This window comes from Nocardioides jiangxiensis (assembly GCF_030580915.1).
Lineage (GTDB): Bacteria > Actinomycetota > Actinomycetes > Propionibacteriales > Nocardioidaceae > Nocardioides > Nocardioides jiangxiensis.
Genome location: NZ_JAUQTA010000002.1, coordinates 433,118 through 445,515, shown reverse-complemented (window position 1 = coordinate 445,515; position 12,398 = coordinate 433,118). Strand labels below are relative to the sequence as shown.

The window sequence follows — 12,398 nt, the reverse complement described above, 5'->3', positions numbered from 1 at the left end:
GGTCCCCTGCCGCTCCTCCCGAAATCGACTCCAGGGAGGCTGGAGTGACCGGCGTCTCAGACGGTTGCGTCCCGCTGCGTCCGGTAGATCCCGTCCTCGCGACCGGGGCGCTTGACCGACGCCCAGACGAGGTAGGCCGCGGACAGGCTGAAGACGACGAGCGACATCCAGACGTTGAACCGGAGACCGCCGACGTCGTGGAGCTCGACGGGGTCGATGCGCAGGGTCTCGATCCAGCCGCGCCCGGCGGTGTAGAGCAGGGCGTAGAGGGCGAGCGTCTTGCCGTGGCCGAGCCCGAAGCGACGCTCGAGCAGCACGATGACGGCGAACGCCGCCAGGCACCACAGCGACTCGTAGAGGAAGGTCGGGTGGAAGGTGGCGACGTTCTCGTAGCCGGCGGGCCGGTGGGCGGCGTCGATCTCGAGCGCCCACGGGAGGTCGGTCGGCTTGCCGAAGAGCTCCTGGTTGAAGTAGTTGCCGAAGCGGCCGATCGCCTGGGCCACCAGGACGCCCGGCGCGAGGGAGTCGAGCACCGGCAGGATCCGCAGGCCCATCACGCGGGCGCCGATGATCGCACCCACGGCACCCAGGGCGATCGCACCCCAGATGCCCAGTCCCCCGTGCCAGATCTTGAGGGCGTCGACGGCGTGCCGCCCCTGGCCGAAGTACAGGTCGTGGTCGGTGATCACGTGGTACAGCCGGCCACCCACGATGCCGAAGGGAACGCACCACAGGGCGAGGTCCTGGATCTCCCCCGCCTTCCCGCCCCGGGCGATCCAGCGCCGCTCGCCGATCCAGACCGCGGCGACGATGCCGAGGATGATGCACAGCGCGTAGGCGCGCAGCGGGAGCGGGCCGAGGTGCCAGACACCCTGCGCCGGGCTCGGGATGAACAGAGTGGTCACGTCACTCCTCGAGGAGATGGCTGATGTCCTGGGCCAGCTGCTGGCTGGTGGTGTCTCGGTTCCAGAACGCCGTGGCCCGGCCGTGCTGGACCGCGAAGGTGTAGTCCGTGTGCTCCACGAGGTAGCCCGTGCGACCGGGGTTGTTGCTGTCGGGAGCGCCCTGCCCGCCGGGCCCCGCCTTCGCCGCGTACACGTGGAAGGCCTCCGCCATGGCGGTCAGGTCGGCAGCCTGGCCGGTGACGCCGACGAAGTCCGGGTCGAACGCTCCCAGGTAGCGCTTGAGCGCGGGCACGGTGTCGCGCTTCGGGTCGGTGGTCACGAAGACCACGTCCACGTCGTCGCGCTCGTCCTTCGGGATGCGGACCAGCGCCGAGGTGATGTCGGCCATCTCCTGGCTGCAGACGTCCGGACAGTTGGTGTAGCCGAAGAAGACCAGCGTCAGCGGCGCGTGCTCGTCGGCGAAGGAGTACGACGCCGCGTCGGTCGCGGTCAGCGACGTGGCCGGGATCTTCCAGGGCGTCTTCAGGGTGCTTCCGTGGAACGGGGCGGTGGCGTCGGGCGTGGACGAGCACGCCGGGAGGCCGAGGCAGAGCGCGGCTGCGACGCCGGCCACGGCGAGCCGGCCAGGGCGACGGTCAGGCACGGCCACGGACTCCGGCGGCCAGCTCCTCCGTGAGGGCGGCGAGGTCGCGCAGGCCGGCAGCCCGGTCGGGGGCGTCGAGCAGCGTGCGCACGAACGCCGAGCCCACGATGACGGCGTCGGCGTACTGGGCGAACTGGGCGGCCTGCGCGCCGGTGCTGACACCGACACCGACGCCCACCGGCAGGTCGGTCGTCGCCTTGGTGCGCTCGATGAGGGGACGGACGACGTCAGCGGTCGCCTGCTTGCCGCCGGTGACGCCCATGACGCCGGTCGCGTAGACGAAGCCACGGCTCGCGGCGGTCGTCAGCGCGATCCGCTCGTCGGTGCTGGACGGCGCCACGAGGAAGACCTTGTCGAGGTCGTGCGCGTCCGCAGCGGCGATCCACTCCTGGCCGAAGTCGGGCGTGATGTCGGGCGTGATCAGGCCCGCTCCCCCGGCGCTCGCGAGGTCGGCGGCGAACGCCTCCACCCCGTAGCGCTCGACCGGGCCCCAGTAGGTCATCACCAGCGTCGGGGCGCCGGCCTTCGCCACGGCCTCGACGACCTGCAGGACCTGCTTGGTCCGGGTGCCGTTGTCCAGCGCCTGCTGGGCGGCCGCCTGGATGACCGGGCCGTCCATCACCGGGTCGGTGTAGGGCAGGCCGACCTCGATGATGTCGCAGCCGTGCGCGACCATCACCGTGAGTGCCTCGATCGAGCCCTCGAGGTCGGGGAAGCCGGCCGGGAGGTAGCCGATGAGGGCCGCGCGGCCCTCCGCCTTGGCGCGCGCGAACGCGGGAGCGGTGCTCACTTGGCCTCACCCTTCCTCGACGACGCGAGCTCGAAGTAGTCGAGCGCCGTGCCCATGTCCTTGTCACCGCGGCCGGAGAGGTTGACCAGCAGGATCGCGTCCTCGCCCTTCTCCGCGGCCAGCTTCGGTGCGAGGCGCAGTGCGCCCGCGAGAGCGTGGCTGGACTCGATCGCCGGGATGATGCCCTCGGTGCGCGCCAGCAGCTGGAAGGCCGCCATCGCCTCGGTGTCCGTCACGGGCTCGTACGTCGCGCGACCGCTGGCCGCGAGCCAGGCGTGCTGCGGACCGACGCCCGGGTAGTCGAGGCCGGCCGAGATCGAGTGCGACTCGATGGTCTGGCCGTCCTCGTCCTGGAGGACGTAGGTGCGCGCGCCGTGGAGGACGCCGGCGCCGCCGGCCGCGATGGTCGCGGCGTGCTTGCCGGTCTCGACGCCGTCGCCGCCGGCCTCGTAGCCGTAGATCGCGGTGTCAGCGTCGTCGAGGAAGGCGGTGAAGAGTCCGATCGCGTTCGAGCCGCCGCCGACGCAGGCCGCGACGGCATCGGGGAGCCGGCCGTACTTCGCCAGGCACTGGGCACGGGCCTCGTCGCCGATGCCTCGGGTGAAGTCGCGGACCATGCTCGGGAACGGGTGCGGGCCGGCTGCCGTGCCGAAGAGGTACGCCGTGTGGTCGACGCTGGCGACCCAGTCGCGCAGCGCCTCGTTGATGGCGTCCTTCAGCGTCGCGGAGCCGGACTCGACGGGGACCACCTTCGCCCCGAGGAGCTCCATCCGCGCGACGTTGAGCGCCTGGCGCTCGGTGTCCACACGGCCCATGTAGACGGTGCAGTCGAGGCCGAAGTACGCCGCGGCGGTGGCCGAGGCGACGCCGTGCTGGCCGGCACCGGTCTCGGCGATGACGCGGGTCTTGCCCATGCGCTTGGTCAGCAGGGCCTGGCCGAGCACGTTGCGGATCTTGTGCGCGCCGGTGTGGTTGAGGTCCTCGCGCTTGAGCAGGATCTTCACGCCGTACTCCGCGGAGAGGTGCTTGGCCTCGTAGAGCGGGCTGGGCACGTTCGCGTAGTCGACCAGCGCACCCTCGAAGGCGGCGACGAACTCAGGGTCGGCCATCGCGTCGGCGTAGGCGACGGTCAGCTCGTCGAGCGCGGAGACGAGGGCCTCGGGCATGAAGCGACCGCCCCAGGCCCCGGCGCCTCCGAACCACCCGAACTCGTCGGCGTCCCACTGGAGCTTGTCGGTCATGCGTCCTCTCCCGTCAGTCCGGTCATGGAGCGGACGGCGCCTTCGGGGTCGCCGTCCTTCACGAGGGCCTCGCCGACCAGCACCACCCGGGCACCCTCGCGGGCGAACCGCGCGACGTCCGCGGGGCTGGTGATGCCGGACTCGGCCACCTTCACGCGGTCGTCGGGGATCAGCGCGGCGAGGCGGCCGAAGGTGTCGTTGTCGACGGCGAGCGTCTTGAGGTTGCGGGCGTTGACACCGATCAGCTCGGCACCGAGCTCCACCGCACGCCGCGTCTCGTCCTCGTCGTGGACCTCCACGAGCACGGTCATGCCGAGGGCCGTGGCCTCGTCGTAGAGCGCCTTGAGGTCGGTGTCGTCGAGGGCCGCGACGATCAGCAGCACCAGGTCGGCGCCGGCGGCCCGGGCCTCGTGGATCTGGTAGCTCGTGACCATGAAGTCCTTGCGGAGCAGTGGCGTGTCCACGGCCGCGCGGACGGCACGGAGGTCGTCGAGGGAGCCACCGAAGCGACGCTGCTCGGTCAGTACGGAGATCGCGTGGGCACCGCCCGCGGCGTACGACTGCGCCAGCGCGGCCGGGTCGGTGATCTCGGCGAGCTCGCCCTTGGAGGGCGACTTGCGCTTCACCTCGGAGATCACGCTGGTGCCCGCGGCGCGGAACGCCGGCATCGGGTCGCGCGGTGCCGGGGCGGCCTTGGCGAGGGCCACGACCTCGTCGTACGGCAGGAGCGCCTCGCGTACAGCGAGGTCCTCACGGACTCCGGCGATGATGTCGTCGAGGACCGACGTGGTGCTCACTGGTGCTCCTGCGCGTAGGTGTCCCGGACATCCTCCGGGAGGGGTCCAAGCGTCTCACGGCGCCGCCACCGGGTTTCGCCGGGTTCCACGGTCACGGCGCGGGATATTCCGGGCTTCCCGCGCAGGGGGCTAGGGTCCGATGCAACCTGCGTCACACTCGGACGTGGCGCACCGACTCCTCTGGGGGAACCATGAGCTCTCTGCCTCCGCCGCCGCCGGGTGGCCCGACGCCGCCCACGTACGGAGCACCCGCGCCCGGCGCGGTGCCGCCGAACCACCCGAAGGCCGTGCTGGCCCTCGTGCTCTCGATCGTCAGCTGGTTCGTCTGCGGCCTCCTGCTCTCCGTGCCGGCGTTCATCATCGCCCGCAACGCCGAGCGCGAGACCCTCGCGTCCAACGGCACCATCGGCGGCGAGGGGATGCTCAAGGCGGCCAAGATCATCGCCCTGATCCAGATCATCCTGTCCATCGTGGCGATCGTGGTCGTGGTCATCCTGGTCGCGGCCGGCGCGTTCGACAGCTCGACCAACACGAGCACGGGCTACTGATGAGCAGCCTTCCTCCGCCGCCGCCGGGCTACGGCTACCCGCCTCAGTACGGCGGTGCTCCGATGGAGCACCCGCGGGCGGGAACGATCTTCGCGCTCGGCATCGTGAGTCTCGTCCTCGGCGCCATCGGTGTCTTCTGCTGCGCGTTCCTCGGTCTGATCGGCCTGGCCCCGCTCCTCATGAGCGGCTCGGCCATCCGCGAGATCGAGGCGTCCGGTGGCGCACTGACCGGCCTCGACAAGGTCCGCAACGGACGGATCATGGGAATCATCGCCATCTGCCTGACGGCGGTCGGGCTGATCCTCAACATCACGCTGCTGGCGACCGGGGTCATCGACGTCAACCGCTTCGAGACGACGAACTACTGAACCAGTGAACCGAAGGGCCCGCGACCACCAGGTCGCGGGCCCTTCGCGCGCCAGCCTCACGGCGCCAGCCAGGCACCCCACGGCGTGTTGCGGGCGACCCAGAAGAGGAGCAACAGGACGAGCGCGATGCTGACAGTGCGCGTGCTCGGCCCCGCGACGGGCTCGCCGCGCCAGGCCTTGCGCACCCACAGGACCCATCCGAAGGCCAGGAACGGGATGCTCGCGACGAAGTAGAGGTTGCTCGACGCCGCGCCGACGACGTCGAGACGGGTGAGGTCGTTGACCGCCCGCAGTCCGCCGCAGCCGGGGCACGGGTGGCCGGTGAGCGCCAGGAACGGGCAGAACCCCCACGAGCCCTGCTCGTGGGGGTCACGCAGGTGGAGGGCGACGCTCGCCGCAGCGACCGACGCGGCCAGGCCGAGGGGCGTCGCCAGCTCACGCACGCGGCGCGAGCTGCGGGCGACCGAGGCGGTCAGCGCCTCAGTGGCCGGTGCCCTCACCGAAGCCCATCTTGTTCAGGACGACGAGCGCGACCGGGGCGATCGCCAGGATCACGACACCGACCCAGAAGAGGGTCCAGTTGAGCGGCGAGAACATCAGACCGATGCCGCCCACGACGAACGCAGCCAGACCGATGAAGACCGCGGTCCAGGCCGCGGGGGTGTTGCCGTGAGAGTCAGACATGCGCGTGGTTCTCCTCGTCGTGCTGCGATTGCGGCGACAGTCTAGTCAGGCTTGCGGGCTGTCGTGGTCGTCCGGGTCACGAGTCGGATCGTGACCTGCGTCAAGCGACTTCCACAGGTCGATGCTCGACTGCTGCTCGAGCGGCACACCCGCCGGGCCCTCGCCCTGCGTCGGGGCGTCGTACCGGCTCCCCATCTCGGGCCAGTGCGGCGCCAGCACGACGGCCAGTACGGCCACCAGGAGCGCGACCACACCTGTCGCGAGGGCGGTGTGCCACCAGGTGTCGCTCATCCAGACGCGCGCCTGCCCACAGCCGGCCACGTGGCCGATCCGCTCGGCGACCTTCCGCTCCGTCAGGTCGCGCAGGGACCAGGCTGCCTCGACCGCCGTGGCGAGGTAGCCGGCCGCAGCGAGCACGGCCACGACGGCCATCGCCCGGCGGACCGGTCCGCGGGTGACCAGCAGGACACCCCACGCCGCGAGCAGGACCAGAGCGACCGCCCCGGCCAGCGGGGAGCGCTGGGCGAAGTCCGACCACACGATGCCGGCCGGGAGGTCTGCGGGGTTGCACGAGCCGGTCGGCCGGTGCGCCTCGGTCCAGGTCTTGTTGCCGGCGACGGCCGCCAGCCCCGCGGTCGCCAGGCCCAGCAGGGCGACAGGCCCGAAGGTACGCCGGCCCCGGCTCGCGCCCGCGGTCTCGCGCTGGGTCACGCCAGGGCCTCGGCCGGCCCCAGCAGGTCGGCGTCGAAGCAGGTGCGGTCGCCGGTGTGGCAGGCAGCCCCGACCTGGTCGACCTTCACCAGGATGGTGTCACCGTCGCAGTCCAGACGGACCTCCTTGACGTGCTGCACGTGGCCGGAGGTGTCGCCCTTGGCCCAGTACTCCTGACGGCTGCGGCTCCAGTAGACGGCGCGACCAGTGGTCAGGGTGCGGCGCAGGGCCTCGTCGTCCATCCAGCCCATCATCAGCACCTCGCCGGAGTCGAACTGCTGGGCGATCGCCGGCACCAGGCCGTCGGCGGTGCGCTTCAGGCGGGCGGCGATGGTCGGGTCGAGCTGCTGGTCGGTCACGCGCCAAGGTTAGTGGCTCGCGGGTGACCGCAGCCCCTCGAGGTACGCGTGCACCAGCGCCACCGCGGACGCGCCCTCACCGCTCGCCGTCGCGACGCGCTTCATCGAGCCGGACCGGATGTCGCCGGCGGCGAAGACGCCGGGCACGCAGGTCGCGAGGTTGGCCGGCGGCAGGCCGTCGGCCCAGCACTCCGCCGGCACGTCGCGCCCGGTGAGCACGAACCCGCGCTCGTCGCGGCGTACGTCTTCGGGCAGCCAGTCCCCGTGTGCGGCGGCGCCGATGAGGAGGAAGAGACCACCCGCGCCGACACGCTCCTCGGCGCCGGTGCTCAGGTCCCTGAGCCGCAGCCAGCCGAGCTGGCCGCTCTCGTCGGCACCACCGTCGACGATCTGCGTGGTGGGGCGCACGGTGATCCGCGGGTTCCACTCGATCTCGTCGATGAGGTACTTCGACATGGTGGCGGCCAGGCCGTCGCGCCGGACGAGGATCGTGACCGACCGCGCGAAGCGCGCCAGGTGCACGGCGGCCTGGCCGGCGGAGTTGCCGCCGCCGACCACGTACACGTCACGGTCCTCCATCTCGCGCGCCGCCGTCATCGCCGCTCCGTAGTTGACCCCGGCTCCGACGAGGTCCTCGAGCGGCGTCACGCCGAGGCGCCGATAGGTGACGCCCGAGGCGACGAGGACGGCGTGGGCGCGCAGCTCGCCGCCCTCGGTGACCAGCGTGTGGGGCGCACCGTCGGCACCGGGACGCAGCTCGACCACCGGCCAGCCCGTGAAGAACCGGACGCCGAAGCGGATCGCCTGGGTGCGGGCACGCTGCGCCAGGCGCATGCCGGAGATGCCGCGCGGGAAGCCGAGGTAGTTGCGGATCATCGAGCTGGTGCCGGCCTGTCCACCGATGACGTCCGACTCGATGACCACCGTGGTGAGGCCCTCGGAGGCGCCGTAGACCGCGGCAGCGAGGCCCGCCGGCCCGGCTCCGACGACGGCGAGGTCCACGACGGTGTCGACCTCGATGTCGGACGGGCGGCCGTAGATCAGGGCTGCGAGCTCCCTAACCGACGACGGCGCGATGATCGGCCGGTCGGCGAACGGCCGCGACGACAGGTGCACGAGGGGAAACCGCGGCGGCCCGTCGTGCAGTGCCAGCGCCTCCTGGCCCTGCGGCGAGTCCGGCGCATAGGTCCGGTGGGGGAAGCCGGTCCGGTCCAGGAAGTCGCGGACTGCGAGCGCGAGCGGCGAGCTGTCGGGCGTGATCACGCGGACGGTGTCGATCTCGGAGGTCGCGACGGTCGCGCCCCAGTCGCTGAGCAGCTCGACCACCGCGTAGTGGAACTCCTCGTCGCGCAGGCCCTGGGGCAGCAGGAGGTGGGTGTCGAACTTGCCCTTCTGCAGCGCGGGGCGCAGCGCCATGGTCTCGGCGCCGAACCGGCTGATCGGGATCGCCACGATCCTCCGTGCGGTGGGCACGAGGACCCGCCACTCGTGCATCGCGGCCAGCAGGGATGCGTCGGGCAGCTGGGAGTCGCTCACGACCATCGCGACGGGCTGCCCGGCGGCCACCGCGGCCGTCATGGTCGCCGTCGCCTCGGCCGCGGTCGCGGCCGCGCGGACGTCGTACTCCTGCTCGTAGCGGCGGAAGTGCTCGGTCAGGACGTCGAGGAACTCCCCGGAGACGAGGAGGATGATCGGGTCGGCCACGCCGCCATCCTCCCTGACCGCGCCCCGTTCCGGGAGGCTGCTGGGCCTGGTCAGTGGGCCTGCTGCGCGACCCAGCTCGCGTGCAGGCCGGCATACGGGCCCGGACGGTCGACGAGCACCGCGTGCGGACCGCGCTGCACGATCCGGCCGCGGTCGACGACGACGACCTCGTCGGCGTTCTCCGCCGTGGTGAGGCGGTGGGCGATCGTGACCGACGTGCGGCCCGACATCAGCTGCTCCAGGGCCCGGGCCATCCGCATCTCGAGCTGCGGGTCGACCGCGCTGGTCGCCTCGTCGAGGACCAGCAGGTCCGGGTCGGTCAGGTGGGCCCGCAGGAGGGCGACGAGCTGCCGCTCCCCCGCGCTCATCGACTCACCCCGCTGGCCGACCTGGGTGTCGAGCCCGTGCGGGAGCGCCTCCAGCCAGTCACTGATGCCGAGCTCGCGGGCCGAGGCCTGGATCTCCTCGTCGGTCGCACCGTCGCGGCCCCACTGCACGTTCGCCCGCAGGGTGTCGTCGATGAGGAAGCCCTCCTGCGGCACGAGCACGACGCTGCGGCGCAGCGAGGCGTTGGCGATCCGGCGTACGTCGACACCGTCGAGGAGCACCTCTCCGGAGGTGGGGTCCATGAGGCGGGTCAGCAGCTTGGCCAGGGTCGACTTGCCCGAGCCCGTCTCCCCCACCACCGCGACACGAGTGCCCGAGGTGACGTGCAGGTCGATGTCCTGCAGCACCAGCGGACCTCCGGGGTAGCCGAAGGAGACGCCACGGAAGGCGACGTCGATCGGGCCGCGCGGCAGCACCTCGCCGTCGGCGCCGGGGTCGACCAGCTCCGCCGGGGTGTCGAGCACGCCGATGACGCGGCGCCAGCCTGCCAGGGCGTTCTGCGCATCGGTCAGCACCTGCGTGCCCATCTGGACGGGGCCGACGAACAAGGTGACGAGGAAGGCGAAGGCGATGACCTCGCCGGCCGTGATCTGGCCGGCGAACCCGAGCCAGATGCCGATCACGAGGACGCCGGCATTGGCCAGCCCACCCGAGAGGCCGCCCAGCGAGAAGGAGAACGCCGTGAAGCCCTGGGCCTTGGTGGCCGCGAGCTGGTTGGCGGCGATCGCCTCGTCGATGCGGGCCTGCGTGCGCTCCTGGACGGCATAGGCACGGATGACGGCGGCGCCGACGACGGGCTCGGCGATCGCGCCGAGCATCACGCCGACCTGCGCACGCACGACGCCGTACGCGTCGGAGAGCCGCTGCTGGAACCAGCGCAGGCTGAGGAAGAGCGGAAGGAAGCAGACCCAGACCACGAGGCAGAGCTGCCAGCTGTAGACGAGCATGATCACGGTCGCGACCAGGATCTGGCCGATGCTGACGATGGCGAAGACTCCGCCGAAGACGAGGAACTGCGACACCTGGTCGACGTCACTGGTCACCCGGCTGACGAGAGCCCCGCGCCGCTCGGTGTTCTGGGTCAGGAGGGGCAGGTCGTGGACGTGGCGGAACGCCTTGATCCGCAGGGTGGCCAGCCCACGCTCGGCCTGGGTGAAGAGCCTGCTCGTCATCAGGTACGACGCCACGCCCGTCGCCAGGATCGCAGCCATCGCGACGACGCCCATGCCGAGCATGTAGCCGAGGTCGACGGATCGCCCCTCGGCGAGGCCGTGGTCGATGGTCTTCTGCATCGTGATCGGCACGACGACCTGGCCGACGGTGGCGACCAGGGCCAGCAGCAGTGTCACGCCGAGGCCGTCGCGCAGCTCCGGCGAGATCCGCATGCCCCGGCGGATCGTGGCGAGGGCGGCGATGTCGGCGCCGGTGCCGACCGTCGGCTCGGGGGTGCTCACGCGTCCTCCTCCTGCGTCTCGTAGGCGTTGACGAGGTCGGCGTACGCCGCGGAGCGGGCGAGCAGCTCGGCGTGGGGGCCGCGGTCGACGATGCGCCCGTCGGCGAGGTGCAGCACCTCGTCGGCCAGCGCGATGGTGGCCTTGCGGTAGGCGACGACCACGAGGGTCGCGGCTCCCCCGCCCTCACGCAGCGCGCCGAGGATGCGCGCCTCGACCTCGGGGTCGACCGCCGAGGTCGCGTCGTCGAGCACGAGCAGGCGCGGCCGACGGACGAGGGCCCGCGCCAGCGAGATCCGCTGGCGCTGGCCGCCGGAGAGCGAGGTGCCGCGCTCGCCCAGCTTCGTGTCGAGACCGTGCGGAAGGGCCGCCACGAAGCCGTCTGCCTGGGCGGTGCGGAGGGCGGCCCAGACATCGGCATCGGCGATGTCGGCGCCGAGAGTCACGTTGCCGCGGACCGTGTCGTCGAAGAGGAACGCCGTCTGCGGCACCACGGCCACCGACCGGGCCAGCTCGCCGGAGGCGAGGTCGCGCAGGTCCACGCCGTCGACCCTGATCGCTCCGTCGTCGGGGTCGACGAGACGGGTGATCAGGTTGGTCAGGGTGCTCTTGCCACTCGCCGTCGCGCCCACGAGGGCGACCGAGCGTCCCGGCGCCAGCTCGAAGTCGATGTCGGCGAGCACGGGCACGCCGGCGTCGTACGCGTAGGAGAGGCGGTCGACCCGGAGGGTCGCGGCCCCGGCACCCGGCAGCTGCTCCGTGCCGTACTGCATCTCGCCGGTCGCCGCCAGGACCCGGCTGACCCGGCGGAAGCCGACCACGCTGCGCGGGAACTCGCCGAGCAGCCAGCCGATCGACCGGATCGGCATCGCCACGATCGTCAGCAGGTAGCCGATGGTGACCACGTCACCGGGGTCGGTGTGCCCGGCCTCCACGCGCGCGACGCCCACGGCGAGCACGACCAGGACCCCCAGCGACGGCACGGACGCGATCACCGGGTCGAACGCCGCACGGATCCGCCCGGCGCGCACGTTGACGTCGCGCAGCTCGTGGGCCACGGCGGCGAACCGCTCGGTCTCGTCGCCTTCGCGGCCGAGGGTCTTCACGACCTGCGCGCCCTCGAACGACTCGTGCGCGATGGCGCTGAGCCGGCCGCGCAGGGCCTGGGCGCGGGTCATCAGCGGCGAGGAGGCGTTCTGGTAGAGCACGGTGGTGCCGATGACCAGCGGGAAGACGACCAGGCCGATCACGGCCAGCACGACGTCGGCCGCGAACATCTGGCCGATCGCGATGAGCATCATCACGACCGTGCCGACTGCCATGGGCAGCGGCGCGATCGGGCTCCAGGCGGCCTCCACGTCGGCGTTCGCGTTGGAGAGGAGCTCACCCGTCGGGTGCTGCTGGTGCCACTCCATGGGGAGCCGGAGGTACTGGCGGGTGACCGCTCGCCGGTCGCGCGCCTGCAGCCGGTACTGCATGAGGCCCGCACCGAGACGGCGCGCCACGATGCCCACCGCACGCAGGATGGCGACGCCGACGAAGAGGCCGACGACGGCCCCGAGCAGACCCGCCGAGATCCGCCCGTCGCGAAAGGCCGGGAGCACGGCGTGCTCGGTCGACCAGCCGAGCACCCACGCGTCCGCCACGGTCAGCGCGCCGAAGAGGGCGCTGCCGATGGTGGCGACGGTGAAGATCCAGGGCTCGCGCCGGATCGCGACTCCGAGCACGGCGAAGCCGTCTCCGAGGGTCGAGGTCGGCCGTCCGGATAGCTGCGTCACGTGGTCGCAACCACCGCAGGGGCGCACGGCAT

14 protein-coding genes are annotated in these 12,398 nt (G+C 72.0%); 2 read left to right on the top strand and 12 right to left on the bottom strand.

The features are described from left to right. Nucleotides 1–56 precede the first annotated feature (56 nt). From lgt to trpC, 5 genes are read right to left on the bottom strand one after another with little or no spacing between them, the layout of a single operon-like run. The gene (gene lgt, locus Q5722_RS13545) at nucleotides 57–905 is read right to left on the bottom strand and encodes a prolipoprotein diacylglyceryl transferase (protein ID WP_305028787.1); all 849 of its coding nucleotides are present in this window, start codon (nucleotides 903–905) and stop codon (nucleotides 57–59) included. A 1-nt stretch (nucleotide 906) separates the two neighbouring features. Then, complete coding sequence (locus tag Q5722_RS13540) at nucleotides 907–1,548, bottom strand: SCO family protein (RefSeq protein ID WP_305028786.1); 642 nt, start codon at nucleotides 1,546–1,548, stop codon at nucleotides 907–909. Further along, nucleotides 1,541–2,338 (bottom strand): tryptophan synthase subunit alpha, encoded by a 798-nt coding sequence (gene trpA, locus Q5722_RS13535; RefSeq protein WP_305028785.1) that lies wholly within the window; start codon nucleotides 2,336–2,338, stop codon nucleotides 1,541–1,543. Before trpA ends, Q5722_RS13540 begins: the two co-directional genes overlap by 8 nt. Further along, nucleotides 2,335–3,579, bottom strand: coding sequence for a tryptophan synthase subunit beta (gene trpB, locus Q5722_RS13530; RefSeq protein WP_305028784.1), 1,245 nt, complete (start codon nucleotides 3,577–3,579; stop codon nucleotides 2,335–2,337). The genes trpA and trpB overlap by 4 nt, the downstream gene beginning before the upstream one ends. Beyond that, a complete protein-coding gene (gene trpC / locus Q5722_RS13525; RefSeq protein WP_305028783.1) occupies nucleotides 3,576–4,376 on the bottom strand; it encodes an indole-3-glycerol phosphate synthase TrpC in 801 nt (266 codons plus the stop codon). Before trpC ends, trpB begins: the two co-directional genes overlap by 4 nt. A gap of 191 nt (nucleotides 4,377–4,567) precedes the next feature. On the opposite strand from trpC, the gene Q5722_RS13520 reads away from it, so the two are divergent. Both Q5722_RS13520 and Q5722_RS13515 read left to right on the top strand, forming a co-directional pair. Next, a complete protein-coding gene (locus Q5722_RS13520; protein ID WP_305028782.1) occupies nucleotides 4,568–4,924 on the top strand; it encodes a DUF4190 domain-containing protein in 357 nt (118 codons plus the stop codon). Continuing rightward, complete coding sequence (locus Q5722_RS13515) at nucleotides 4,924–5,292, top strand: hypothetical protein (RefSeq protein WP_305028781.1); 369 nt, start codon at nucleotides 4,924–4,926, stop codon at nucleotides 5,290–5,292. The genes Q5722_RS13520 and Q5722_RS13515 overlap by 1 nt, the downstream gene beginning before the upstream one ends. Nucleotides 5,293–5,348: 56 nt before the next feature. On the opposite strand, the gene Q5722_RS13510 is transcribed toward Q5722_RS13515, so the two are convergent. From Q5722_RS13510 to Q5722_RS13480, 7 genes are read right to left on the bottom strand one after another with little or no spacing between them, the layout of a single operon-like run. Continuing rightward, nucleotides 5,349–5,792, bottom strand: coding sequence for a DUF2752 domain-containing protein (locus Q5722_RS13510; RefSeq protein WP_305028780.1), 444 nt, complete (start codon nucleotides 5,790–5,792; stop codon nucleotides 5,349–5,351). After that, nucleotides 5,773–5,976, bottom strand: a complete 204-nt coding sequence (locus tag Q5722_RS13505) for an HGxxPAAW family protein (RefSeq protein ID WP_305028779.1) — start codon at nucleotides 5,974–5,976, stop codon at nucleotides 5,773–5,775. The genes Q5722_RS13510 and Q5722_RS13505 overlap by 20 nt, the downstream gene beginning before the upstream one ends. A gap of 45 nt (nucleotides 5,977–6,021) precedes the next feature. Then, a complete protein-coding gene (locus Q5722_RS13500) occupies nucleotides 6,022–6,687 on the bottom strand; it encodes a Trp biosynthesis-associated membrane protein (RefSeq protein ID WP_305028778.1) in 666 nt (221 codons plus the stop codon). Beyond that, a complete protein-coding gene (gene hisI / locus Q5722_RS13495) occupies nucleotides 6,684–7,046 on the bottom strand; it encodes a phosphoribosyl-AMP cyclohydrolase (RefSeq protein WP_305028777.1) in 363 nt (120 codons plus the stop codon). Before hisI ends, Q5722_RS13500 begins: the two co-directional genes overlap by 4 nt. Nucleotides 7,047–7,055: 9 nt before the next feature. After that, complete coding sequence (locus tag Q5722_RS13490; protein ID WP_305028776.1) at nucleotides 7,056–8,750, bottom strand: NAD(P)/FAD-dependent oxidoreductase; 1,695 nt, start codon at nucleotides 8,748–8,750, stop codon at nucleotides 7,056–7,058. 50 nt (nucleotides 8,751–8,800) lie between these two features. Further along, nucleotides 8,801–10,591 carry an ABC transporter ATP-binding protein gene (locus Q5722_RS13485; RefSeq protein ID WP_369415032.1) on the bottom strand — a complete coding sequence of 597 codons (1,791 nt, stop codon included), beginning with the start codon at nucleotides 10,589–10,591 and terminating at the stop codon, nucleotides 8,801–8,803. Further along, a complete protein-coding gene (locus tag Q5722_RS13480) occupies nucleotides 10,588–12,366 on the bottom strand; it encodes an ABC transporter ATP-binding protein (RefSeq protein ID WP_305028775.1) in 1,779 nt (592 codons plus the stop codon). Before Q5722_RS13480 ends, Q5722_RS13485 begins: the two co-directional genes overlap by 4 nt. Nucleotides 12,367–12,398 lie beyond the last annotated feature (32 nt).

What these genes read in the sequence shown, in the direction of transcription:
- trpB (WP_305028784.1), bottom strand. Translation starts at nt 3,579, where the DNA reads ATGACCGACAAGCTCCAGTGGGACGCCGACGAGTTCGGGTGGTTCGGA.
- Q5722_RS13520 (WP_305028782.1), top strand. Translation starts at nt 4,568, where the DNA reads ATGAGCTCTCTGCCTCCGCCGCCGCCGGGTGGCCCGACGCCGCCCACG.
- Q5722_RS13515 (WP_305028781.1), top strand. Translation starts at nt 4,924, where the DNA reads ATGAGCAGCCTTCCTCCGCCGCCGCCGGGCTACGGCTACCCGCCTCAG.
- Q5722_RS13505 (WP_305028779.1), bottom strand. Translation starts at nt 5,976, where the DNA reads ATGTCTGACTCTCACGGCAACACCCCCGCGGCCTGGACCGCGGTCTTC.